Annotated in this window: 15 protein-coding genes; 11 read left to right on the top strand and 4 right to left on the bottom strand. The window is 67.5% G+C overall.

Annotated features, from left to right (window positions below):
- The first annotated feature begins 269 nt into the window (after positions 1-269).
- From BMY69_RS07510 to BMY69_RS07520, 3 genes are all read left to right on the top strand, one after another.
- Positions 270-887: a hypothetical protein gene (locus BMY69_RS07510; RefSeq protein WP_143070422.1), complete on the top strand. Its 618-nt coding sequence runs from the start codon at positions 270-272 to the stop codon at positions 885-887.
- Positions 888-1,187: 300 nt separating this feature from the next.
- Entirely contained in the window at positions 1,188-2,936 is a 1,749-nt protein-coding gene (locus BMY69_RS07515) for a hypothetical protein (RefSeq protein WP_090176664.1), read from the top strand.
- Positions 2,937-3,143: 207 nt separating this feature from the next.
- On the top strand, positions 3,144-3,512 hold the full coding sequence (locus tag BMY69_RS07520) for a BON domain-containing protein (RefSeq protein WP_090052160.1): 369 nt from the start codon (positions 3,144-3,146) through the stop codon (positions 3,510-3,512).
- A 170-nt stretch (positions 3,513-3,682) separates the two neighbouring features.
- Here the strand turns inward: BMY69_RS07520 and BMY69_RS07525 are convergent, their stop codons facing one another.
- A complete protein-coding gene (locus BMY69_RS07525) occupies positions 3,683-4,846 on the bottom strand; it encodes a PilT/PilU family type 4a pilus ATPase (RefSeq protein WP_090052159.1) in 1,164 nt (387 codons plus the stop codon).
- A 100-nt stretch (positions 4,847-4,946) separates the two neighbouring features.
- A complete protein-coding gene (locus BMY69_RS07530) occupies positions 4,947-5,984 on the bottom strand; it encodes a type IV pilus twitching motility protein PilT (RefSeq protein ID WP_090052157.1) in 1,038 nt (345 codons plus the stop codon).
- 117 nt (positions 5,985-6,101) lie between these two features.
- On the opposite strand from BMY69_RS07530, the gene proC reads away from it, so the two are divergent.
- Both proC and BMY69_RS07540 read left to right on the top strand, forming a co-directional pair.
- Positions 6,102-6,926 carry a pyrroline-5-carboxylate reductase gene (proC, locus tag BMY69_RS07535; RefSeq protein ID WP_090052155.1) on the top strand — a complete coding sequence of 275 codons (825 nt, stop codon included), beginning with the start codon at positions 6,102-6,104 and terminating at the stop codon, positions 6,924-6,926.
- A complete protein-coding gene (locus BMY69_RS07540) occupies positions 6,923-7,498 on the top strand; it encodes a YggT family protein (protein ID WP_090176666.1) in 576 nt (191 codons plus the stop codon). Before proC ends, BMY69_RS07540 begins: the two co-directional genes overlap by 4 nt.
- Before the next feature lie 105 nt (positions 7,499-7,603).
- Here the strand turns inward: BMY69_RS07540 and BMY69_RS07545 are convergent, their stop codons facing one another.
- Together BMY69_RS07545 and hrpA are read right to left on the bottom strand one after the other, a co-directional pair.
- Positions 7,604-9,709: a bifunctional (p)ppGpp synthetase/guanosine-3',5'-bis(diphosphate) 3'-pyrophosphohydrolase gene (locus tag BMY69_RS07545; RefSeq protein WP_090176669.1), complete on the bottom strand. Its 2,106-nt coding sequence runs from the start codon at positions 9,707-9,709 to the stop codon at positions 7,604-7,606.
- A 19-nt stretch (positions 9,710-9,728) separates the two neighbouring features.
- On the bottom strand, positions 9,729-13,745 hold the full coding sequence (gene hrpA / locus BMY69_RS07550; protein ID WP_090176671.1) for an ATP-dependent RNA helicase HrpA: 4,017 nt from the start codon (positions 13,743-13,745) through the stop codon (positions 9,729-9,731).
- Between the two features lie 119 nt (positions 13,746-13,864).
- Here hrpA and BMY69_RS07555 point away from each other — a divergent pair, with 119 nt between their 5' ends.
- The 6 genes from BMY69_RS07555 to BMY69_RS07580 all read left to right on the top strand — a co-directional run bounded on the left by BMY69_RS07555 (position 13,865) and on the right by BMY69_RS07580 (position 24,831).
- Positions 13,865-14,332 carry a Dps family protein gene (locus BMY69_RS07555; protein ID WP_090176673.1) on the top strand — a complete coding sequence of 156 codons (468 nt, stop codon included), beginning with the start codon at positions 13,865-13,867 and terminating at the stop codon, positions 14,330-14,332.
- Positions 14,333-14,496: 164 nt separating this feature from the next.
- On the top strand, positions 14,497-17,103 hold the full coding sequence (locus tag BMY69_RS07560) for a glycosyltransferase (protein WP_177191111.1): 2,607 nt from the start codon (positions 14,497-14,499) through the stop codon (positions 17,101-17,103).
- 165 nt (positions 17,104-17,268) lie between these two features.
- On the top strand, positions 17,269-19,035 hold the full coding sequence (locus tag BMY69_RS07565; protein WP_090176679.1) for an autotransporter assembly complex protein TamA: 1,767 nt from the start codon (positions 17,269-17,271) through the stop codon (positions 19,033-19,035).
- 11 nt (positions 19,036-19,046) lie between these two features.
- On the top strand, positions 19,047-22,796 hold the full coding sequence (locus tag BMY69_RS07570) for a translocation/assembly module TamB domain-containing protein (RefSeq protein ID WP_090176682.1): 3,750 nt from the start codon (positions 19,047-19,049) through the stop codon (positions 22,794-22,796).
- 145 nt (positions 22,797-22,941) lie between these two features.
- Positions 22,942-23,646 carry a response regulator gene (locus tag BMY69_RS07575; RefSeq protein ID WP_090176685.1) on the top strand — a complete coding sequence of 235 codons (705 nt, stop codon included), beginning with the start codon at positions 22,942-22,944 and terminating at the stop codon, positions 23,644-23,646.
- Between the two features lie 150 nt (positions 23,647-23,796).
- Positions 23,797-24,831 (top strand): glycosyltransferase family 9 protein, encoded by a 1,035-nt coding sequence (locus BMY69_RS07580; RefSeq protein ID WP_143070423.1) that lies wholly within the window; start codon positions 23,797-23,799, stop codon positions 24,829-24,831.
- Positions 24,832-24,995 lie beyond the last annotated feature (164 nt).

The raw sequence follows: 24,995 nt of genomic DNA on the forward strand, positions 1-24,995 counted from the left end.
CTTGCGCTTCGGTGAGTGCCTTCCATTGGCTAGACTCCTCTGGGCCACGCGCCATGTGCCCGACGATCCTAACGGTGAGCCACCCGACGTTGCTCTCGACCATTCGTTGTAGGGCGCTCACGTCTTTTTCTGGTCGATGAACCGTATCCGCTCCCCGCTTGCCGGATCGGCTTCGATCGCAGTCGAAAGAATGTACAAACGCGGCGGCCTGCGCGCGATGCAACTGAAAGCCCGATCCCCTCACAAGCGTGCCCTACGACCGAAGAGGGATGGCTTGCACCGTGATGGCGGCGCAAGATGTTCGAGGCGTCGCATTCGCACGCCGGCATCGACGGACGATGCCGTTCATTCAGGGAGAACCCATCATGGCAAGGCATGAGTTCAAGGATTTCCAGCAGGTCGACGGCAGGAATTACTGGTCGGCTACCAACGACGAAGGCGAGACGGTTTACATCGAGCCTCAAGCCAACACCCAGCTGAAGAAGGACGGGGACTACCTCGTCATCTTGTCCGGGGACGACACCGATCAGGCTCTCGTCTTTTTCACCGAGGACTTCAATGTCGACAACTCGCACGTGGTCGTCGCGAAGGTGGGCTTTCAGGCGAACATTCAAGAGACTCATGTCGATTATCTCGACGGCGAGGGCGACTACTATTCGGTGCCCATCGTGGACGGCCCGGATATGACCGCGACTGCGACTCTGCCGGACTCGGCCCCGAACAGTTCCCCGAGCGAGGAGGCGAAGAAACGCTGGCAGCATCTGTACGGAGACAAGGATCCGCCGGCGAACAAGGACCCCTTGAAGCACATCCGCTGGCTCGGTTTCACCACCTTCGCGGAGGTAAAACTCAAGTATCTCGAGATCGAGAAGAGAACGAAGGCATAAGGGCGACGCCAGGCTGACCTCTCCGCTTCCGGTTGCCGCGCTCACTGCGCGGCAACCGTCGAATTCTTCCGGGCTGTCGATCGGGCATTTTTTCGCACCTGCCGAGTCGTTTCACGGTGCGCCGCGCCCCGCGGATCGTCCACCTCCCAGGATTCCGTGGGCCTTTGCCGCCCCGTAGCGCGGCCGTTACCCATGCACGGGGAGGTATCCGGCGCCGTGCAGGTATGCATCGGACTTCCGCGCCCCGCGGTCCAATCCGGCATAATGGCCGCTCCAGGGACCAACTCAACGGGATACAAGATGCGACCGACCAAGCGACTCATCGCGCTCGGCCTCGCCAGCGTGCTGCTGGCGGCCTGCGGCCACAAGGACAAGGATGCCCCGCTGGCGTTCGTACCGGCGGACACGCCGTACGTGCTGGCCAACCTCGACAAGCTCGACGACGACGCCTACGAGGCGGTGATCGCCCAGGCGAACAGCGAGCTGCCGGGCCAGGTGGTCCAGATGAAGTCGGTCGCGCAGGATCTCGAAACGAAGGGCAACGTCGAAGGCGCCCGCCTGCTGCGTGCCTTCGCCGCCGAGTTCGACGGCAAGACCGCCGAGGCGGCGCTGAAGAACATGGGCCTCGACGTGAAGACCGGCTCGGCGTTCTACGGCCTCGGCCTCAGCCCGGTCGCGCGCGTCGCGCTGGCCGACACGGCCGCCTGGGACGCTTTCCTCGGCCGCCTCGAAGCCGCCTATGGCAAGAAGCTGGATGCCGCCGACGCCGGTGGCCAGGCGTATCGCCACGTGACCCTCGGCGATACCGGCGTGCAGCTGATCATCGCGACGGTCGGTAAGCAGGCCGTCGTGTCGCTGCTCCCGGCCGATGCCGCGCAGCCGATGGTCCGCCAGGCGCTCGGCGCCGACCGTCCGGAAAAGAGCCTGCAGGACGACGGCCGCCTCGCCGACCTCGCCAAGGCGAAGGGCTATAAGGACTACGTGGTCGGCCAGCTCGACCTCGTCCGCCTGCTGCCCCTCGTGGCCGCCGGCAAGGACCCCCTGTTCTCCACCTTCCTGAAGCACCAGTCGGCGAAGACCGGCGAACCCATCCCGCCGCTTCCCGCCAGCTGCGTGCCGGAAGCGTCGCGCATCGCCGCGCGCGTGCCGTCGATCAGCTTCGGCTACACGCGCCTCGACCTCCACCACCAGGAACAGCGCGTCGACATCGCCCTCGCCGACGACATCACGAAGGCCTTCTCGGGTCTCAAGGTCGAGCTGCCGGGCCTGGGCCAGGACGCGAAGGATCCGTTCGACCTCAGCATCGCGCTGCCGATGGAGCAGCTGCGCACCTTCGCGACCGCGCAGGCGGAAGCCGTCGCGGCGAAGCCGTTCGAATGCCCCGCCTTCGCGAGCATGAACGACAGCTTCGCGAAGTTCGGTTCCACCATGCAGCAGTCCGCGATTCCGCCGTTCGGCGACATCCGCGGCGTGCGTATCGCGCTCGACTCGTTCAAGCCGGCCGCCGCGGGGCAGCAGCTTCCGTCGTTCACGGGCCGCGTGCTGCTCGCCACGCGCAACCCGGCGGGCCTGCTCGCCATGGGTCAGGCGATGCTCGGCGGCGACTTCAAGCTCGCCGGCGACGGCAAGCCCGCTCCCCTGCCCCAGAACATCACCGCGATGCTCGGCATGCCGGGCTGGGCGGCCATGAACGGCCAGGCGATCGTGATCGGCGTGGGCGAAGGTGAGGATGCGAAACTCGACGACATGCTCATGGGTTCCGTCGGCGATGCCGGCCGCCTCAGCCGCCTGCACCTCACGGGCGACATGTACCGCACCTGGGTAGACGTGATGGCCGACAAGGCGACGTCGTACGCCGCGTCGATGGCCGAAGCCGCGGGTGCGGACGGCGCCCCGGACGACCAGCAGGCGCAGGCCATGGCGGCGGAGCGCTCGAAGGCGCAGTTCGATGCCATGAAGGCACAGGCCGCACGCATCGTGCGCGTCTCCGGCGAATCGCACATGGAAGAGAAGGGCCTCGTGCTCTCCGGCGCCGTCGAATACAAGTAACGATACGCGCAACGCCGCACGAAAAAAGGGGCGCCTTCGGGTGCCCCTTTTTTTCTGCCCCATGACTTCTTGACCTACCTGAACGGAGAAAATTTCCCGGCACGAATCGTTCACGGATGCGCTGTTTCCATTGGCCCCGCGATACGGCAGCCACAGAGCGTGGCGCCATCGCCAGACCCATTCAGCGTGTAACGAAGGAGTTCGATCATGATCAACGCCAACCTCCGCAAGGCCCTGTTCGCCGCCGCCCTCGTCGCCGGTCTCGGCACGGTTCCGTTCGCGCAGGCATATGCTCAGGACTCCGCTGCCGCCGCGTCCAAGGGCGACAATCAGACGGTCGCCGGCAAGGCCGACGATACGTGGATCACCACCAAGGTGAAGAGCGAGTTCGCCGCCAACAAGTCGGTCAAGGCCACCGATATCTCGGTAAGCACGACCGAAGGCGTCGTGACCCTCACGGGTACGGTCGCCACGGCGAAGGAGAAGAGCCACGCGGAAGCCATCGCCAAGAAGATCAAGGGCGTGAAGAGCGTGGACGCCAGCGGCCTGACCGTCTCGGCTGCCGCCGCGAACTAAGCGTCGCTTAGCGCAGGACGAGAAAGGGAGCCCCTCGGGCTCCCTTTTTTGTTGGAGCGGACCCGGCCGCGACAGCTCTTCGCCCCTCCCTGCGAGCTGGCGCGTGAGCTTGAGAACCGCGGCGAGAAGCTGTCGCGGCCGGGTCCGCTCCTACATCGGTTGGGCGCGCGTCAGCGGTGCAGCATGCCGCCGAAGGTGTTGCGATCGGTGGTCTTGTCGATCTCCACGCCCTCGAGGCCCTGCGACAGCGTATGCGCGTCGCCGCCCTGCGCCAGCTTGATGCGCAGTCGCACTTCGTTCGAGCTGTCGGCGTGGCGCAACGCGTCCTCATAGGAGATCTCGCCTGCGTGATACAGCTCCACGAGGCTCTGGTCGAAGGTCCGCATGCCGAGCTGGTTCGAATCGCGCATGAGTTCCTTCAGCTTGTGGATCTCGCCCTGACGGATGTAATCCTGCGCGAGCGGCGTGCCCAGCAGCACTTCCACCGCGACGCGGCGCGCCTTGCCGTCGGGGGTCGGGATCAGCTGCTGCGCCACGATGCCCTTGAGGTTCAGCGACAGATCCATGAAGAGCTGCTGGCGACGGTCTTCCGGGAAGAAATGCAGGATGCGGTCCAGCGCCTGGTTGGCGTTGTTCGCGTGCAGCGTACACAGGCACAGGTGGCCCGTTTCGGAGAAGTTGATGGCGTGCTCCATCGTCTCGCGCGTGCGCACTTCGCCGATCATGATCACGTCGGGCGCCTGGCGCAGCGTGTTCTTCAGCGCGTTCTCCCAGCTGTCGGTGTCGATGCCGATCTCGCGCTGGGTGATGATGCAGCCCTCGTGCTTGTGCACGTATTCGATCGGGTCCTCGATCGTGATGATGTGACCCGTGGAATTCTGGTTGCGGTAACCGATCATCGACGCGAGCGAGGTCGACTTACCGGTGCCTGTGCCACCCACGAAGATGATGATGCCGCGCTTGGTCATCGCCAGCTGCTTGATGATCGGCGGCAGGCTGAGTTCCTCGGGCGTGGGGATCTTCGACTCGATGCGGCGCAGGACCATGCCGACGCAGTTGCGCTGGTAGAAGCACGACACGCGGAAGCGCCCGATGCCCGACGCGCTGATCGCGAACTGGCATTCGTGGGTCTTTTCGAACTCCTCGCGCTGGGCGGGCGTCATCACGTTCAGCACCATGTCGCGCGACTGCTGCGCGGACAGCGGGCTCTGCGTGATGGGCACGACGCGCCCCTGCACCTTGAGCGAGGGCGCGACGCCGGCGGTGATGAACAGGTCGGAGGCCTGCTTGTGCACCATCAGCTTGAGGAAAGAAGTGAAGTCGAAGTCGCTCATGGCCTGTATCCCATGCCGGACCGGGCCGGCGTCCCCTGTGCCGCGATCATATACCCGCCACGCGGGCGGGTGCAGCGACTGCCTTCACGTTAAGGCGGGCTCAGCGGAACCCTTCCTTGTTCTTGGCGTACATCAGGGCTTCCTGGCGGGAGATCAGGCCGCGCTTGACCAGGTCGCTGAGGTTCTGGTCCAGGGTCTGCATGCCGTGCTGCTGGCCCGTCTGGATCGACGAGTACATCTGGGCGACCTTGTCCTCGCGGATCAGGTTACGGATCGCGGGGATGCCGACCATGATCTCGTGCGCCGCCGTGCGGCCACCGCCCACCTTCTTCAGCAGCGACTGCGAGATCACCGCACGCAGCGACTCCGAGAGCATCGAGCGGACCATGGGCTTCTCGCCCGCCGGGAACACGTCGATGATGCGGTCGATCGTCTTGGCGGCCGACGAGGTATGCAACGTGCCGAAGACCAAGTGTCCCGTTTCCGCCGCGGTGAGCGCGAGGCGGATGGTCTCCAGGTCGCGAAGCTCGCCCACCAGGATGTAATCGGGATCTTCGCGCAGCGCGGAACGCAGGGCCTCGTTGAAGCCATGGGTGTCGCGGTGCACTTCGCGCTGGTTCACCAGGCACTTCTGCGAGGTGTGGACGAACTCGATCGGATCCTCGACGGTGAGGATGTGGCCGTATTCGTTCTTGTTGATGTGATCGACCATGGCCGCCAGCGTCGTCGACTTGCCCGAACCCGTCGGGCCGGTGACGAGGATCAGGCCCTGCGGCTGCTCGATCAGCTCGCGGAAGATGCGTGGCGCCGCCAGGTCTTCCAGCGTGAGCACTTCCGAGGGAATGGTACGGAACACGCCGCCCGCGCCACGGTTGTGGTTGAACGCGTTGACGCGGAAACGCGCCAGGCCCGGGATCTCGAAGGAGAAGTCGACTTCAAGGAATTCCTCATAGTCGCGACGCTGCTTGTCCGACATGATGTCGTAGATCAGCGAGTGGACCTGCTTGTGCTCCAGAGCCGGGATGTTGATGCGCCGGACGTCGCCGTCGACACGGATCATCGGCGGAAGACCCGCGGAAAGGTGCAGGTCGGAGGCCTTGTTCTTCACGGAGAAGGCAAGGAGTTCGGCGATATCCATGGTGGTCCCCTGTCTTGGTCGGCATAGGTAACCATGCCCGGGGGTCGGCGGCAAGGCGCGGCACCGTATATGCTCTGCACGTTGTGAACGTCGTCGCCTACGGAGTCTGCAAAACCCATGAATCGGATCGCCTTCATCGGTGGCGGCAACATGGCTACCGCGCTGATCGCCGGGATGATCCGCCACGGCGCCCAGCCGGGCGGCATCGCCGTGGCGGAGCCCCGCGCCGAGTCCCTCCAGGAGCTCTCCCGCGAATACGGGGTGGCCACGTACACCGATAACCTGGACGCCGCGGAGGGCGCGTCGATCCTGGTGCTCGCCGTGAAGCCGCAGATGCTCGCCGAGGTCTGCCGCGGCCTGCGTCCCGCCGTGCAGAAATACCGGCCGCTGGTGATCTCCATCGCGGCCGGCATCCGCATCCATCAGATCGAACGCTGGCTCGACGCCGCCCTGCCCGTCGTCCGCTGCATGCCGAACACGCCGGCCATGATCGGCGCAGGGGCCACGGCCCTGTTCGCCAATGGCCGCGTCAGCGCGCCGCAGCGCGCGGAGGCCCAGCACGTGCTGGACGCCGCGGGGCTCACGGTCTGGGTGCCCGACGAGGACCAGCTGGACATCGTCACGGCCCTGTCCGGCTCCGGCCCGGCGTATTTCTTCCTGCTCGTCGAGGCGCTGGAGAACGCCGCGTTCTCGCAGGGGCTGTCGCGTGAAACCGCTCGAGCGCTGGCCGCGCAAACGGCCCTCGGCGCCGGCCGCATGCTGATCGAGAGCGGCGAGAGCGCCGCGACGTTGCGCGCCCGGGTGACCTCGCCGAACGGCACCACCCAGGCCGCGCTCGACAGTTTCCGGGCCGACCATTTCCCCACCATCGTGGCACGCGCGGTGGACGCCGCACGCCGCCGCGGCGTCGAACTCTCCGAAGACATGGAATCCAGAACGTGAATTACCTGACCAATGCCGGCGCACTGATCCTTCAGTTCGTCTTTGGGGCCGTCGTCACCCTGTTCGTGCTGCGCCTGCTCGCGGAGGCCCACCGCGCGGATTTCAACAATCCGATCTGCCAGTTCCTCTACCGCTTCACGAATCCGGTGCTGCGTCCGCTGCGCAAGGCGCTGCCGAACGTCCGCCGCGTGAACACGGCGGCGCTGCTGATCATCCTGGCGCTGGAATGCCTGAAGGTCGTGCTGATCGTCGCGCTGGCGGGCTTCGCACCCGCCATCGCGGGCGTGATCGTCGCCGGCATCGCCGAAACGGTCGACTTCTTCCTGCTCACCTGGATCGTGCTGGTCTTCGTCTGGTCGCTGATGAGCATGCTCTCGACCGACCGTTACCACCCGGTCGCGCGCCTCGTGTCGAGCCTCGCGGAGCCGCTGGTGCGTCCACTGCGTGGCCGCATGACGATCGGTGGCCTCGATTTCTCGCCCACCGTCGTGCTGCTCGGGCTTTTCCTGCTGCGGATCCTCGTCGCCCAGCCGCTGTCCGACTGGGGCACGCGTCTGCTGATGGGCGGTTGATGGCTAAAGGTGTGGGAAGCGCGCTCGCGCGCGAATGGGGGCTCGCGACAAGCACCCATTCGCCCGCCAGCGGGCTTCCCACGGAAGCCCGCCACGACGTGGACGTCACCGCCCGCCGAGGCGCCGGGCGTCCGTCACGTTCGGCAGCGCGCTCAGCCTGCCGAGCAGCGTCGAGAGCTGTTCGTAGTCCTTCACGCGCAGCGTGAAGCGCATCTCGACCTCGCCCGTCCGCACGTGCACGCGGCTCGACGACGCGACGATGTGCGGGCCCACGTTGTTGATCGTGGTCGCGACGTCCTTCTGCAGTCCCTTGCGGTCGTAGCCGCGCAGCTCGACGTCGACCTCGTAGCTCTGGACATCGACCCGGCCCCAGTTCACGTCGATCACCCGCTCCGGATTGCGCCGGGCGAGCCTCGCCAGCGACGCGCAATCGGCGCGATGCACGGATACGCCGCGCCCCCGCGTGATGAACCCTCGCACGGGATCGCCCGGCAGCGGTTGGCAGCAGCGCGCCAGCGTCGTCAGCAGGTTGCCCACGCCCTCGATCGACAGGGCGCCACGGTCGTGTTGCGCGGCGCGCGAGGCGACCGGATTGCCCGACTGCGTGATCTCCGGTTCGACCGGTTCCTGCAGCGAGCGCGCGATCTGCCCCAGCGTGACCTCGCCGAGCGCGACCGTGACGTACAGGTCGTCGACGCCCTTGAGGCGGAAGTGCGCCGCGAGCTTCGCCAGGTCGACGTCGTCGAGCGCGAGGCGACGCAGCTCCTTTTCCAGCGAGGCCTTGCCGGCGAGGATGTTCGCGTCGTGCGCCTCGCGGCGGAACCACGCGCGCACCTTTTCCTTCGCGCGCGACGTGTGCAGGTAGCCATGGTGCGACGAGAGCCAGTCGCGGCTCGGCTCGGAGAGCTTCGCGGTGAGGATCTCCACGCGGTCGCCGCTGCGCGGCGCGGTGGTCAGCGGCACGATGCGCCCGTTGACCTTGGCGCCACGGCAGCGATGCCCGACCTCGGTGTGGATGTGGTACGCGAAATCCAGCACGGTCGCGCCGCGCGGCATGTCGATCACCTCGCCCTTGGGCGAGAGCACGTACACGCGGTCTTCCATCAGCTCGGTTTCGAAGCCCGCGGCCAGCTCGGCCTCGTCCTCGCCGCGCGGCTCGAGCAGCTTGCGCATCCAGGCGATCTTCGCCTCGAATTCGGCATCCGCGCCGCCACCCTCCTTGTAACGCCAGTGCGCCGCGACGCCGAGTTCGTTGGCGCGGTGCATCTCGTGCGTGCGGATCTGTACCTCGAGCGTCTTGCCCTCGGGGCCGATCACGGCCGTGTGCAGCGAACGGTAGCCGTTGCCCTTCGGCCGGGCCACGTAGTCGTCGAACTCGCCGGGCAGGTGCGGCCACAGGCTGTGCACGAGACCGAGCGCCGCGTAGCAGTCGGCCACGCTGTCGACGAGGATGCGCACCGCGCGGATGTCGTAGAGATCCGAGAACTCCAGCCCCTTCTTCTTCATCTTCTTCCAGATGGAGAAGATGTGCTTCGGCCGGCCGGCAAGGTCGGCGCGGACGCCCGCGCCGTCGAGCACCGCGCGCAACTCGGCGAGGCTGGCGGCGATGAAGTGTTCGCGGTCCGCGCGGCGTTCGTCGAGCAACCGGGCGATGCGCCGATAGGTGTCGGGCTCGAGGTAGCGGAACGCGAGGTCCTCGAGCTCCCACTTCAGCTGCCAGATGCCGAGGCGGTTCGCGAGCGGGGCGTGGATGTCCGACGTGAGCTGCGCGAGTTCGCGGCGTTCGTGGTCCGGCAAGGCCATCGCCGTGCGCATCGCGGCCAGTTGCCGCGCCAGCAACACGAACACGACGCGCAGGTCGCGGATGATCGCCAGAAGAAGACGGCGCAGGCCTTCGGCGCCGCTCCTCGGACCGCGCTGCGCATGCAACGCCCAGACCTTCTCGGCCTCGCCCTGCCCTTCGATCAGGCGCCGCAACGAGGCCGGCCAGGTCTTCTCCGCCTCGTCGGTGGCGCCGGGCAGGCCCCGTGCCAGCGCGAACCAGAGCGCGGAGGCGCAGGTCTCGTCGTCGCACCCCAGCAGGCGCAGGAGTTCGATCACCGTCTCGACTTCCGCGCGGGCCACGACCGGCAGCGGCGCGCAGGCTTCCCGCGCACGCTCGGTCAGCGGCATCGGCTGCGCCTTCGCGTCGGGGGAGCGGACCTCGCTCATCGCCTTGTCTCCGGTGGATTCATCGTGCGGCCTGCGCCGTTTCCAGCGCTCGGGCCAGCCGCTTGGCGGACACCGGCTCGGCGGTTTTCAGCTCCTGTGCGAACAGCGATACGCGCCACTCCTCGAGCAGCCAGCGCAGTTCGCCCCAGGTGGTGTCCCCGAGTCCCGTGCCCCCCGCGTTGAGCAGGGCCCGCCAGTAAGGCAGCACCTGCAGCATACGCGACTGGTCGCGCGCCGGGTCCTGGCGCAGACGCTCGGCGCGCAGGCGCATCGCCTTGAGGTAGCGCGGGATGTGCGCGAGACGGGCCGGGGACAATTCGCGCAGGAAACCCGGCTGCAGGAGCGCGGCGAGCTGCTCGCGCAGGTCGTCGTAACTGGCCTTGGCGAAGCCCATCAGGGGCGGGTCCATCCACGGCTTCAGTTCCGCCTGCGCCTCGATGATCGGTTCGGCCAGCTTCTGCCGTGCCATCGCGGCACCGAAGAGCTCGCGGCCGAGTTCCGTGCGCAGCGCCTCGAACTCGCCCTGGGTCCGGGCATCGAGGCGGCGCCCCGCGATCAGATCGGCGAAACCGCCCTCGACGAGGTCGTCGCGTAGGCCGTCCACGCTTCCCATCGGCGCGTATTTCAGCGACAGCGGATTCGCGATCGGTAGCTGCCGCCGCGCCCGCTTGAATTCCGGCGCGAGCGCCTGGCGGAGCAGCCGCTCGACGCCGCCGACATGCGCGGCCGCCGCTTCGTCGGCGCGTTCGAACACGCGCAGCGCCACGGCCTCGCCGAGGTCGACCAGCGCCGGGTACGCCTCGAGGCCGCCCTCCGAGCGCACCGCCTTCGGAATCGATTCGAAGTCCCAGGCGACGATGTCCTCGCGCGTGAGTTCGACATCCGTCTTGCGCGAGAAGGCCTCCCGGGCCTTGCCCTCCCACTGCGCGCGGATCGCGGCGAGGTCGCGCCCCTCCGCGACGGTGCGGCCGTTCTCGTCGTGCACGCGATAATGCATGAGCAGGTGCGGCGGCAGCTCGGCGCCCTCGAACGCGGACGCGTCGATGTCGACGCCCGTCGTCCGCTTGAGAAACGCCGCGAGCGCGACGACCAGCGGCTGGTCGCGCGGCGCTTCGGCCTCGGCGAACGCCCGCGCGAAATCGGGCGCGGGCACGAAGTTGCGACGCTGCGCCTTCGGCAGCGAGCGGATCAGCTCCGCCACCTTGTCCGTCAGCAGCCCGCCGACGAGCCAGTCGCCACGTGCCGCGGGCAACGCGTTGAGGAAGGCGAGCGGGACGTGGATGGTGACGCCATCGGCCGGATCGCCGGGTACGAAGCGGTATTCGAGGCGATAAGTGTGCTGGCCGATGGCGAGCGATGCCGGGAACGCCTTGGGGTCGAGTCCGGCACCGGCATCCATGACGTCGGCGAGCGTCCAGCGCAGCGCGGCCTGCTCGCCGGGCGACGCCTTGCGATACCAGGCGTCGAGCGCGCGCGTGTCCGAAATGCTCTCCGGCAGCTTGCCGTCGAAGAACGCGGCGAGTTCCTCGTCCGTCTTCAGAAGACCGGCGCGGCGCTGCTTCGCCTCGATGTCGTGCGCCTGTTCGAGCACGCGCGCATTCGCCCGGACGAAGTCGGCGCGGCTGTCGAGGTCGCCGCGCACCAGCCCTTCGCGCAGGAAGATCTCATGCGCGAGCCGGGGGTCCTGCCGCTGGAACGTCACCGGACGTCGCTCGACGAGCACGAGCCCGAAGAGGGTCACCTGCTCGTAGGCGACGACCGTGCCGCGCTTGCGCGACCAGTGCGCGTCGCGCGCCGTCGCGCGGACGAGGTGCGCCGCCTGGCTTTCGATCCACGCCGGATCGACGCGCGCGTTCATCATCGCCCATACGCGGCCGCCGATGTCGAGGATCTGCGCCGAGAAGATCCACGCCGGCGGCGCCTTCGCCAGCGCGGAACCGGGGAAGACCTGGAAGCGGCGCTCGCGCGTGCCGCGGAACACGCCCTTTTCGTCCTTGTGCCCCACCTGCGTCGGCAGGCCGGCGAGCAGGCTGCGGTGGACGGCCTCGAAGAGCGCGTCGCCCTCGGGAACGGGCCCACTGCTGTTGGAGCGCACCTGGGCGCGATCCGGGCGGCGGCGGCGTCCGCCTGAGCCCAGTTGCGCGTCGCGAGGAGCTGTCGCGGCCGGGTCCGCTCCAACCGGAGCGGCTTGACTCGCGGCGCGGGCGTCGTCGGACCAGCCAAGGTCGCGCATCACCAGCACCAACTGGCGGTGCAGTTCGCGCCACTCGCGCATCCGCATGAAGCTCAGGAAATGGCGGGAGCACCAGTCGCGGAGTTTCGAGGAGGTGAGCTCCTCGGCGGCGGCGAGGTAGGCGCGCCACAGGTTGAGCACGCCGACGAAGTCGGATTTCGGATCCGCGAACTGCGCATGGGCCGCGTCGGCCTGGCCGCGCGCCTCGGGCGGGCGCTCGCGCGGGTCCTGGATGCTCAGGAAGGCCACGATCGTCGTCAGTTCCGCCGCGCTGCCGAGCCGGCGGGCCTCCACCATCATGCGCGCGAGCTGGACGTCGATCGGCAGGCGCGCGACCGTGCGGCCGACCTCCGTGAGGCGGCGGTCGTCGTCGATCGCGCCGATCTCGGCGAGCCGGCGGTAGCCATCGGCGACGACACGGGGATCGGGCGCTTCGAGGAACGGGAAATCGTCGACCTCGCCCAGGTCGAGCGCCAGCATGCGCAGGATCACGTTGGCCAGCGACGAGCGCAGCAGCTCGGGATCGGTGAACTCCGGGCGCAGCGCGAAATCGGCCTCTTCGTAGAGGCGGTAGCAGACGCCGGGCCCCACGCGCCCGCAGCGGCCCTTGCGCTGGTTGGCGGCGGCCTGCGAGATCGGCTCGATGTGCAGGCGCTCCAGCTGGCCGCGCTGGCTGTAGCGCTTCACACGCGCCGTGCCCGAATCCACCACGAATCGGATGCGCGGCACGGTGAGCGACGTCTCGGCCACGTTGGTGGCGAGCACGATGCGCCGCTTCGGACCGGGCCGGAACACGCGATCCTGCTCGCTCGCCGACAGGCGCGCGTACAGCGCCAGCACCTCGGTCTCGCGGTACTGCCTGCGCGAGAGCAGGAGGTGCGTATCGCGGATCTCGCGCTCGCCGGGAAGGAACACGAGCACATCGCCGCGCGGGTCGTCGCGCGTGATCTCGTCCATGGCGTCGGCCACCTGCTGGGCGACGTTGCCCTCGACGCGCTCCCCCGGCGGGCGGTAGCGCACCTCGACAGGGTACGTGCGGCCCTCGACCTCGACGACGGGCGCGTCGCCGAAGTGCGCCGCGAAGCGCCCCGTGTCGATGGTGGCGGACGTGACGATGATCTTCAGCTCGGGCCGCCGCGCCGCGAGGCGCTTCAGGTAGCCGAGGAGGAAATCGATGTTGAGGCTGCGTTCGTGGGCCTCGTCGATGATGATCGTGTCGTACGCCGACAGCCAGGGATCGGACTGCGTCTCGGCCAGCAGGATGCCGTCCGTCATGAACTTGATCAGCGCCTGGTCGGACACCTTCTCGGTGAAACGGACCTGGAAACCCACCTTGTCGCCGATCGGCGTGCCCAGCTCCTCGGCCACGCGGGTCGCGACGGAGCGCGCGGCGAGACGGCGGGGCTGCGTGCAGCCGATCAGGCCGGCCTCGCCGCGACCGGCGGCGAGGCACAGCTTGGGCAGCTGCGTCGTCTTGCCCGATCCCGTCTCGCCCGCCAGCACCACCACCTGGTTCTCGCGGATCAGCTTCACGATGTCGTCCGCGCGAGCCGCGATCGGCAGCGAGGCGTCGACCGTGATCGTCGGCTTGGCCGCCTTGCGGGCCGCGCGGCGGGCGGCCGAGGCGGCGATCTCGGTGGCGAGGGCATCCAGCTTGCCCGCGTCGGGCTTGCGGGAGAGGTTGCGCCAGCGGCCGAGGAGGCGGCCGAAGTCGCGACTGGCGACCTGATCCAGCGCGTGACGCAGCTCACGCAATCGGGGATCCGGGGAGGACGGGCGGGCGGGGGTTGTGGGCGTACTCATGGGAACCCCGATAATAGCGTGCGCCTATCGGCCACATCGGAACGTTTCATTTCTCGTCCGCCGGTCCGCTCGTTAAAATTTCACCTGAAACAACGAAAAACACCAAGGAGAGTCGCAACATGGCCATCGATATCGGCATCGCCAAGAAAGATCGCGAAACCGTCGCGAAGCATCTGTCCAAGCTCCTCGCGGACACCTATTCGCTGTACCTGAAGACCCACAGCTTCCACTGGAACGTGACCGGCCCGCAGTTCAATAGCCTGCACGCCATGTTCGAAACCCAGTACAACGCCCTGTGGCTCGCCGCCGACGAGGTCGCCGAGCGCATCCGCATCCTCGACGTCTTCGCCCCGGGCTCCTACAGCCAGTTCGGCAAGCTGACCTCGATCAAGGAAGAGACGGGCGTGCCCGACTGGAAGGACATGGTGGCCCAGCTGGTGGAAGGCCACGAGATCGCCGCCGCCACGTCGCGCGACACGATCAAGGCCGCCGAGTCGGTCGGCGACGACGGCACGGCCGATATGGTCACGGGCCGCCTGAAGGATCACGAGAAGACGGCCTGGATGCTGCGCTCCCTGCTGAAGTGAGTGCTGGATGGGGGGCGGCCGTCGTCGCGCCGCCCCCTTCCCACCCCGCCCGAACTGAGCTATCCCTGACCGTGCGACCCTTCATGCGTTGAGCCGTCACGCCCCGTTCGTTAAGCTCCCCCGGTTACCTCATTGATGCCACTCGGGGGCCGACCGGTCCGGGGATTGTTTTGAGCGCTGCCACGAAGACCGAACGAAGCCACCCGATCCTCGCCGCGCTGATCCTCGCGATCCTCGTCGCGGCCCTGAATGTGGGGCTCTGGTTCGTCGCCAACCTCCCGAACGGCCCCGACGACTGGCACGGCCCCATCCCCGGGTTCGCGTTCACGGCATACCAGCGCTACCAGAACCCGATCAAGGGCGATGTCTCCACCGATCCGGAAATCGACAGCGACCTGCGGCTGATCAAGCGCTATTCGCCGCGCATCCGCACCTATTCCGTGCTGGAGAACCCCCAGGTCATCCGCCTCGCCGACAAGGAAGGGCTCGACGTGATGGCCGGTGCGCAGATCGACACGCGCCTGGAGAACAACGAGCGCGAGATCGAGGCCCTGATCGCCCAGGCCCGGCGCTACCCGAAGACGGTCACCCGCGTCATCGTCGGCAACGAGGTCCTGTTCCGCGGCGACCTGAAGCCGGCGCAGGTCATGTCCTACCTCGATCGCGTGCGTGCCGCCGTGCACCAGCCGGTCTCGGTGGCCGAGCCGTTCCACATCTGGCTGCAGAACCCCGAACTGGCGGACCACGTCGACTTCATCACCGTGCACCTGTTCCCCTACTGGAACGGTATCGAGGCACGGGCGGGCGTCACCGACTCGATCGAGAGCTACAAGGCCCTGCGCCAGCAGTTCCCCGGCAAGCACATCGCCATCGGCGAGATCGGCTGGCCTTCCAACGGCGACCGCTACAAGTACGCGTACCCCAGCGTTTCCAACGAAGCGATCTTCCTGCGCTCGTTCTTCAACGCCGCGAAGACGAACGGCATCGACGACTACTACGTCCTCGAAGCCATCGACCAGCCGTGGAAGGAAAACCTCGGCGAGGGCCGCACCGGCGCCTACTGGGGCATGTTCAACGCGGACCGCCAGCTGAAGTTCCCCTTCACCGGTCCGGTCACCGAGGACGTCAACTGGCCCTGGAAGGCCATCGCCGCGTCGCTGCTCGCGTTCGTCCCGATGCTCTGGTTCGGCATGCGCTTCAGCCGCTTCAGGCTGACCGGCCGCCTTTTCTTCATGGCGCTGATCCAGCTGGCCTGCGGCCTGATCGTGTGGTCGGCCACCCTGCCCTTCAATTTCTACCTCAGCCCCTTCGACTGGGCGATGCTGATCCTGCTGTTCCCGGCGCAGATCGCGATCCTCGGCATCCTGCTGATCAACGGCTTCGAGTTCACCGAAGTGCTCTGGCGGCGCAGCTGGGTACGCCATGCCGGCATGCTGCCGCCCGATCCGGTCGAGAAGCAGCCATTCGTGTCGATCCACCTGGCGTGCCACAACGAGCCGCCGGAGATGGTGCAGATCACCCTCGACTCGCTGGCCGCGCTCGATTACGAGAATTTCGAGGTCCTGGTGCTGGACAACAACACCAAGGATCCGGCGGTGTGGCAGCCGGTCGAGGAGTACTGCAAGCAGCTCGGCCCGAAGTTCCGCTTCTTCCACCTCGAGCCGTGGCCGGGTTACAAGGCGGGCGCGCTCAACTTCGGCCTCACCGCCACCGACGAGCGCGCCGAAGTGGTGGCCGTCATCGACGCCGACTACGTGGTGCGCGAGGACTGGCTCTCGACGCTCACCGGCTACTTCCACGACGCGAAGGTGGCCGTGGTGCAGTGCCCGCAGGCGCATCGCGACTTCGAGAAGAACCGTTTCCGCCGCATGACGGCGTGGGAATACGACGGCTTCTTCCGCATCGGCATGCACCATCGCAACGAGCGCAACGCGATCATCCAGCACGGCACGATGACCATGGTCCGCCGCTCGGCGCTGGAAGGCACCGGCGGCTGGTCCGAGTGGACGATCTGCGAGGACGCCGAGCTCGGCCTGCGCCTGATGCATGCCGGATACGAGCTGGTCTACGTCGACGAACTGATGGGCAAGGGCCTCACGCCCGCCGATTTCAAGGCATACAAGAGCCAGCGCTATCGCTGGGCCTTCGGCGCGATGCAGATCCTCAAGGGCCGCTGGAGCTGGATGACGCGCAAGGGGCCGCTCTCCGCCGGCCAGCGCTTCCATTTCCTGACGGGCTGGTTCAGCTGGTTCGCCGACGCGCTGCACTTCGTGTTCACGATGATGGGCCTGTTGTGGACCGCCGGCATGATCTACGCGCCGGAATACTTCAACCTGCCGATGCAGCTGTTCCTGATTCCCGTGATCGGGTTCTTCTTCGCGAAGGCCATCTTCGGCGTCGTGCTCTATCGCGCGCGTGTCCCGTGCGGCTGGTACGACACGATCATGGCCTCGGTGGCCAGCATGGGCCTCTCGCATGCGATCGCTCGCGGCATCCTCCATGGCCTCACGCGCGAGAAGACCGCGTTCGTGGTCACCGCGAAGAGCCGGCGCATGGGTGGCAGCAGCTTCGCCGCCTTCGCGCCGGTGCGCGAGGAAGGCCTGATGGCGATCGCCCTGCTCTGCGCCATCGTCGGCATGGCGCTGCACTACGGCACGAACTACGTCGAAAGCACGCTGTGGATGTTCATCCTCGCGGCGCAGTCCATCCCGTACGTTTCGGCGCTCGTCGGCGCCTGGATCGCGCACCGCGCGGGTGACGAGGCGGGCTGAGGGCTCGCTGGCACGCCCTTTTCTGAGCCGTCGTTCACGTTCGTGTATCGACCTCTCACACGCCGCGCGGTAAGTTACGGCAAGACATAACGTCAGGGGTCGCCGGAGGCACCCCGTAAGCCGGCCGTGACCACGGCCTTGGATCACGACCGGAACGGGACGCTCATGCGCCGAACCAGACGCCATGGACTGCTGCTTCTGCCGTGGTTCCTCGTGCCCACGATCGCCCAGGCGGGCATCGTCCTGACTGTCGACGGCGTCGACGAGAACCTGCGCAACGCGGTCGTTTCGGGCGTGGAGCTCAGCCAGTACGCGGCGCGCGACGTCACGGCGGCCCAGGTGCGCCGCCTCTACGAAAACGCTCCCGACGAAGTGCAGGCCGCGCTGCGGCCGTACGGCTACTACGAGGCCACGGCCACCGGCGACATGCGCCAGGTCGGCAAGGACTGGCAGGTGACGCTGCACGTGGTGCCCGGCGTTCCCGTGAAGGTGACCTCCGTGAACGTCGAGATCGACGAGGAGGCGGGCAAGGTACCTGCGATCCGCCGCGCCGTGCGCGGCATCCAGAACCTGAAGGACCAGCCCCTCAACGACGGCGTCTACGATGGCGCGCGCGACGCGGTGAGCGGCGCCCTCACCGCGACCGGCTTCCTCGACGCGCGCATCGTCACGCGGCGCGTCGAGGTGAACCGCGCCGAACATACCGCCGCCGTGAAGCTGAAATGGGAGGCCGGCCGGCGTTACCGATACGGCGTGGTGCGGTTCAAGAATTCGCAGTTCCGCGAGGATTTCCTCGATCGCTACGTGCCCTTCAAGAAGGGCGACTATTTCTCTCAGAGCCAGCTGCTGGAGCTGCAGCAGGCGCTGAACGGCGCCGACTACTTCGCGGTGGTCAACGTCATCCCCGATACCGACGACGCGAAGGACGGCACGATCGACATCAACGTCGAGCTCGCACCGGCCAAGCGCACCATCTACACGGGCGGTCCGTTCTTCGGCACCGACACGGGCGCGGGCCTGCGTGGTGGCATCGAAAAACGCTGGATCAACGATCGCGGGCATAAATGGAAGAACGAGCTCGTGCTGGCGCAACGACTCAAGACCGTTTCCACGCTGTACCAGATTCCGATGCCAGGCCCCAACCAGCGCAGCTTCAACTTCGGCGCGAATTTCCGCGATGCGAACACCGTCACGTCGAAATCGCGCACCGTGCAGCTCGTGGCCAACGAAACCCGTCTGTGGCACGGCTGGACGCGCACCATCGGCGTGAACGTGCTCTCCGGCACGTTCACCGTCGGCAAGCGCGGCGGCGAGGGGGATAACGCCGAAGGCCTCGAACGCGGCCGCAGCACCCTGCTCTATCCCGAGGTCACGCTGAGCCGCAAGAAGGGCGACAACCCGACGTTCGTTCGCAACGGCTGGTCGCTCACGCTGACGGGCCGCAGCAAGGCAGGCACGCTGCTGTCCGACGCCAGCTTCTCGCAGGTGATCGGCGACGCGAAGTGGATCCACTCCTTCTGGGGCCGCAATCGCCTGATCCTGCGCGGCACCGCGGGCAAGATCTGGACGGACAACTTCAGCGACCTGCCGCCGCAGCTGCGTTTCTTCGCCGGCGGCGATCGCTCCGTGCGTGGTTACGACTTCGAGAGCATCGGCCCACGCAACGCCTTCAACCGTGTCATCGGCGGCGAAGGCCTGCTCGTCGGCAGCACCGAGGTCGAGCATTACTTCACGCGCAACTGGGGCATGGCCGCGTTCGTCGACGCCGGCAACGCATTCACCGGTACCGACTACAGCCCACGTGTCGGCGCCGGCCTGGGCGTACGCTGGCTGTCACCGGTGGGCATGATCCGCGCGGACATCGGCGTGCCCGTCGGCGACAAGAACGAGCACGGCATCCATCTCCACGTCGTCATCGGACCCGACCTGTGAGGGGCGCCGGCATGACATGGCTCATCCGTATCGGCGCGGCCCTCGCGGTCGTGCTGCTCGTCATCGTCCTGGGCGTCTGGTGGCTCGTCGGGAGCGCCTCCGGCCTTCGATTCGCGCTCGCCCGCGCCCAGGCCTTCACCGACAACGCGCTCACCGTCGACAAGGCCGAAGGCCGACTGGCGGGTCCGCTGGATCTTTCCGGCGTGCGCTATCGCGATGGGAAGGGCATGGACGTGCGCGTCGCCACCGCGCATCTGGATTTCTCGTTCGGCTCGCTGCTGCGCAAGCGTGCGCATGTCTATTCGCTCACCGCCGACGGCATCGACGTGGAGCTCGGCCCGCCGCAGCCGGAGCCTGATACCCCCTCCGAGCCCTTCTCGCTGAAACCGCCCCTCGATGTCGTGCTCGATGCCGTGAAGGTCGGCCATGTGCGCGTGACGCAGGAAGGCAAGCCGCTTTTCGAATCGAACTCGCTCGATCTCGCCGGCTCCTGGACCGATGCCGGCGTCGCGCTGAAATCGCTCGCCCTGCGCGCGCCGGACGGGCAGGCGGACCTCGGCGGGACGCTCGCCGTCGGCGACGGCTACAAGGGCGACGGCAAGGCGAGCTTCCGCTGGAAAGTGGGTGACGTCGATTACGCCGGCGACATCGAGGCCCATAGCGATGGCGCGAAGGCCCACACGATCGTGAAGCTGACATTGCCCTTCGTCGCTCAGGTGGATGCGAACCTCGTGCAGAGCGGCGACTATGCCTGGAGCGCGTCGATCGACGCGCCACGCTTCGATCCGAAACCCCTGCTCGGCGAGGGTACGCTCGACACCTTCGGCGTCGCCCTCAAGGGGACGGGCGACCGGTACAGCGCCAACCTCACCGGCGATGTCGACCTCAACGACTACCGCGTCCGCCTGGCTCCGCTGAAGGGCGCGTTCGACCACGAGTACAAGCGCTTGGTACTGGAAGAGGCTACGGTCGGATCGCCACAGGTCAAGGGCGCGCTATCGGCGAGCGGCAGTGTCGAACTCGCGGCGAATCCGGTGTCGGCCGATCTGACGCTGCGCTGGAAGGACGTGCTCGTGCCCGCGAACCTCGCCGGCCAGGATCTCGCCAGTGCCGGGCAGTTGCGCTTCAAGGGTAGCGCCGAGGCTTACCACGCCGACGGCGACGTCGACATCGGGCCGCCCGGCAACCTCGGCAAGTTCACGCTCGACGTCGACGGCAAACCGGACGTCGTGACGCTGCGTTCGGTGAAACTCGCACAGCCGAAGGGCAGTCTCGCGGCCAGCGGCACGCTCACGCTGAAGCCGGCGCTCGCCTGGAAGCTCGACCTCAAGGGCGATCGATTCGATCCCGGCCAGCTCCTCGCCAAATGGCCCGGCGCGCTCGACCTCGACCTCGGCACGGAAGGTCGTCTGGTGAACGACGAACTGCTGGGAACCCTCGACCTGCGCAGGCTCGACGGCACGCTGCGCAAGCGCCCGCTTCGCGGCAACGGCATGCTGACCCTGAAGCCGAGACAGGTGATCAACGGCAACCTCGACCTCGCCTCGGGCGGCAGCACGATTCGCCTCGATGCCCGTGGCGACACCGCCAACGACGCGACGCTCAAGCTCGCCATCGCATCGCTCGGCGACTGGCTGCCGGATGCCGGCGGCCGCGTCTCGGGCGACATCACGGCGAAGGGCAACCTGCCGAAGCTCGCCGTGACCGCGAACCTGCGCGGCGCCGCGATCCTCTATGCCGACCAGAAGATCGATGCGCTCGCCGTCGACGCCAACGTGCCCGACATCAGCACGCCCGGTGGCAAGGTGAACATCACCGGCACGAACCTCGTCAGCGGTGGACTGGTGTTCGGCAGCGTCGCCATCGCCGCCGACGGCACGCAGGAGCGCCACCAGCTCAGCATCGATGCGAAGGGACGTCCGCTCGCGGCGGACCTGAAACTTTCCGGATCGATGAAGGGCGGCGCCTGGAACGGCACGCTCTCCGCGCTGAACATCGATTACCAGGGCATTCCGCCGTGGCGCCTGCAGAATCCCAGCCAGCTGTCCTGGAAGGATGGCGCGGCGAGCATGAGCGACCTCTGCCTCACCGCGGGCGATCCGCTGCTCTGCGTCGCCGCGAAGCAGGACAAGGCCGGCAACCTCGATGCGAGCTATCGCCTGCGCCGCGTGCCCATCGCCCTGCTGATGTCCGTGGCGGAGGCGTCGAACAGCCCCATGCGCGCGGAAGGCATCCTCGAGGGCGACGGCTCCATTCGTCGCACGTCCGCGGGCGCGTTGTCGGGCCAGGCGAGCATCACCTCGGCGCATGGCTCCGTCGCGTACGCCGATCGCAGCGAACAGCCGCTGCTCGTGTACGACAATCTCTCGGCGAATGCGCAGCTCGCACCCGGCAACCAGCGGCTGACGCTCCGCGCGGCGCTCAACGACGGTGGGACGCTCGACGGCAACGTGTCCATCACCGGCGCGCAGCAAGCGCTGGGCGGAACGGTCGCGCTGCACCTGAAGAACCTCTCGCTGATCGAACTCTTCACCGCAGAACTGGCCGAAGTGAAAGGCGCGCTCAACGCGAACTTCAACCTCGGCGGCACCGTCGCGGCGCCTGCGATCACAGGTCAGGCCGTCGTCGGGGGCTTCGCGGCCGAAGTCCCCAGCGGCGGTCTGAAACTCAAGGATGGCCGGATCAGCATCGACACCAGCGACGCGAAGAACTATCTGGTCGATGGAACGATTCGCTCGGGCGAAGGCACGCTGTCGATCAAGGGCTCCGCCGCGCTCGGCGCCGGCGCGCAGATGCGCCTGGGCATCGAGGGCTCGAAGTTCACCGCGGTCGACATCCCCGCCGCCAAGGCAGTCATCTCCCCCGACCTCACGATCGTGCAGGATGCCAAGGGCATGAACGTCGGCGGCAAGGTCAAGGTCGAGATGGCCGACGTGAACGTCGAACGCCTGCCCGGCGCCGGTGCCACCAAGGCGTCGCCCGACGTCGTCGTGCTCGACGACAAGCAACGCGAAGCGGCCGAGGAATCCGCCCCGATCAGCGCCGACATCCGCGTCGACCTCGGCAACAAGGTGCACCTGGTCGGTTTCGGCATCGACGGCCGGATCACCGGCCAGCTCGACGTGCGCGAGCGTCCGGGCCGCGCCACCACCGGCCAGGGCCAGATCGGCGTCGACGGCACATACAAGGCGTATGGGCAGGACCTGCGCATCGAGCAGGGCCAGCTGCTTTTCGCCAGCACGCCTATCGACAACCCCGGCATCAACATCCGCGCGGCACGCACCCTCAATCCGAACGCCACGATCGACGACGGGCAGAAGGTCGGCCTCTACGTCTCGGGCACGGCGCGCCGCCCGATCCTCACCGTGTTCTCGAACCCGGTGATGGAACAATCCGACGCCCTCTCCTACCTCGTCACCGGCAAGCCGCTGTCGCAGGTGAAGGGCGGCGAAGGCAACATGGTGGGCGCCGCCGCGCAGGCCCTCGGCTCCGCCGCGGGCGACCTCCTCGCCAAGAGCGTCGGCAGCAAGATCGGCGTCGACGACATCGGCGTCAGCAACAACGACGCGCTCGGCGGCACGTCCGCCTTCACGGTCGGCAAATACCTCTCGCCCCGCCTCTACCTCAGCTACGGCGTCGGCCTGTTCGACCCCGGCCAGGTCATCACTCTCCGCTACCTGCTCAGCCATCGCTGGAACTTCGAAGCGCAGAACGCCACGGATTTCAGCCGAGCGAGCCTCAACTACCGTCTGGAGCGGTAGGCGCGGCAAATGCGCTCGCATGCAAGGGCGGCCGCGGGCGGGAGACCACTCCCGCCGCTTCAGCCTGCCATCGCGACCGAAGCCGCGGCTAAGGCGACCGTTCCAGAATAGCGATGCGGCATCTCCGTCACGCGAGGTACGGTTCGTGGACATCCTTGTCATCGAGGACGACGTGCTCCTTGGCGCAGCGATCCAGCGCGCCTTGCGTCATGCTGGTTACGAGACCACATGGGAACAGACGGGCGCGCGCGGGCTGGAGCGACTGCAAGCTCTTGGGGACGGCGTGGCCCTCGTCGACCTCGGCCTGCCCGACATCGATGGACTGGAGGTCCTGCGCGCGGCGCGGTCCGGGAACGTCACCGCGCCGATCATCGTGATGACGGCGAGGGACGATGTCGGCTCCAAGGTGACGGCGCTCGACGCGGGTGCCGACGATTACCTGAGCAAGCCGTTCCACCTCGACGAGCTACGCGCGCGCATCCGGTCCGTGACGCGGCGTTGCCAGGCACGGGCGACCCGTCGCGTAGAGGTCGGTACGCTGCACATCGACCTCGACAACTACGACGTGCAGTCGAACGGCGAACGGGTGGAACTGACGGCGAAGGAATTCGCGTTGCTGCGAGCGCTCGCCGAACACCCGGGTCGCATCGTGCGTCGTGAGGTACTGGAACGCATGCTTTACGACTCCCCGACCGGCGTGAGCAGCAGCGCACTCGAAGTCCTCGTCCACGGCGTCAGGCGAAAGATCGGTCCGGAGAGAATACGAACCGTTCGCGGCATGGGTTACCTCATCCTCGCCGACGGTCCGGCCGAAACGAATCGGTCACCGTCACATGACAGGCTCTCCTAAGGTCCGGCGTGCATCGTCGGCGGCGACTTCCTTCTTCCCGTCACCCCTCGGTGTGTCATGTCGATCGAACTGCCCCTGGTCCATCCCCGTGCGCCATCGCCGGCGCCGGCGCCACGGCACGGACGCCTCCAGGATATCCGGCGCCGCCTCATGCACTGGCTCGTGGAGCGCGTGCTACCTCCCGGTGCCCAGGATGTCGGCGCCGGGCGGCTACCCGCCGTCGGCATCCAGCGGATCCTCGTGACGAGACCGAACCATCGGCTCGGCAACGCCGTCCTGATGACCCCACTAGTCGCGGCGCTCGAAGCGCAGTATCCCGGCGCCGAGATCGACGTCCTCGGCGCCGGCGCCGCCACGGCGCAGGTGTTCAGCGGCTATGGCGCGATCGGCCGCGTCCATCTCATTCATCAGCGCGCCCTGCGCCACCCGGTCGGCACATTCAAGGTGCTACGCGCCATCCGCGGGAGATCCTATGACCTCGTGATCGACGCGGCGACGGGTTCCTCGTCCGGACGCATCGTCGCCACGCTGGCCCGTGCGCGCTTCAGGTTGCGTGCCAGCGCGCCGGGTTCGCTGGTTCCTCCTCACCTCGCCGCGCGTCCCGTCCACGCACTGCGCTGGGCGCTAGGTGGTGTGCTCGACGCGCCATTGCCTCCGCTGGACCTCCGGATGTCCGACGACGAACGGCGCGCGGGACGCCAGGCGCTCGAGCGCGTCCTCGCGGCGGGTCCTCGATCCGATGCACGCGTGCTCGCGGTCTTTCCAAACGCGACGGGCCGGAAGCGTTTCGGAACGGCGTGGTGGAAGCAGTTCCTCGAGGCGCTTACCGTACAGCTCGGACCCATGCGCGTCGTCGAACTGATCGCGGCCGACGGCAAGTCGCGCGTCGACGATCAGTATCCTGCGTACTTCACCAGCGACATCAGAAAGCTCGCGGCTTTCATCGAGGCCGCCGGCACGTACGTCAGCGCCGACTGCGGCGTCATGCATCTGGCCGCCGCGACACGGGCGGCCACCGTGGGACTTTTTTCCACGACGGACCCGAAGCGGTATGCGCCCTACGGCGAGGCGAACGCGGGCATCTCGCCCGCCGATGGCGATCCCCTGGTCGCCGCACGTCGTGTCGCGGACCATCTCAGGCGCGTCTGGCACGATGGCGCCCATGTCACGAACGCACTTCCCTGATCGTCCGCAGTACCTGTGGAATGGGACGCGAATCGCAGGGCGATCGTTCGGAACCTAGCGGCAGACGCCGCCAGCCGATTTGGATGGACTCCGAAGAACGGGCATCAAGGCGAGCCTCCTGGCTGCGAGCACTTCCCCTCGGCCGGCGTCGGCGCGATCATCTG

The sequence above is a fragment of the Luteibacter sp. UNC138MFCol5.1 genome, assembly GCF_900110505.1.
In the GTDB taxonomy this organism is placed as follows: Bacteria; Pseudomonadota; Gammaproteobacteria; order Xanthomonadales; family Rhodanobacteraceae; genus Luteibacter.

Bases quoted from the DNA above. Each gene is read 5' to 3' on its own strand.
- BMY69_RS07510 (WP_143070422.1), top strand. From the start codon at position 270: ATGGCTTGCACCGTGATGGCGGCGCAAGATGTTCGAGGCGTCGCATTC.
- BMY69_RS07515 (WP_090176664.1), top strand. From the start codon at position 1,188: ATGCGACCGACCAAGCGACTCATCGCGCTCGGCCTCGCCAGCGTGCTG.
- BMY69_RS07520 (WP_090052160.1), top strand. From the start codon at position 3,144: ATGATCAACGCCAACCTCCGCAAGGCCCTGTTCGCCGCCGCCCTCGTC.
- BMY69_RS07525 (WP_090052159.1), bottom strand. From the start codon at position 4,846: ATGAGCGACTTCGACTTCACTTCTTTCCTCAAGCTGATGGTGCACAAG.
- BMY69_RS07530 (WP_090052157.1), bottom strand. From the start codon at position 5,984: ATGGATATCGCCGAACTCCTTGCCTTCTCCGTGAAGAACAAGGCCTCC.
- proC (WP_090052155.1), top strand. From the start codon at position 6,102: ATGAATCGGATCGCCTTCATCGGTGGCGGCAACATGGCTACCGCGCTG.
- BMY69_RS07545 (WP_090176669.1), bottom strand. From the start codon at position 9,709: ATGAGCGAGGTCCGCTCCCCCGACGCGAAGGCGCAGCCGATGCCGCTG.
- hrpA (WP_090176671.1), bottom strand. From the start codon at position 13,745: ATGAGTACGCCCACAACCCCCGCCCGCCCGTCCTCCCCGGATCCCCGA.
- BMY69_RS07555 (WP_090176673.1), top strand. From the start codon at position 13,865: ATGGCCATCGATATCGGCATCGCCAAGAAAGATCGCGAAACCGTCGCG.
- BMY69_RS07565 (WP_090176679.1), top strand. From the start codon at position 17,269: ATGCGCCGAACCAGACGCCATGGACTGCTGCTTCTGCCGTGGTTCCTC.
- BMY69_RS07570 (WP_090176682.1), top strand. From the start codon at position 19,047: ATGACATGGCTCATCCGTATCGGCGCGGCCCTCGCGGTCGTGCTGCTC.
- BMY69_RS07580 (WP_143070423.1), top strand. From the start codon at position 23,797: ATGCACTGGCTCGTGGAGCGCGTGCTACCTCCCGGTGCCCAGGATGTC.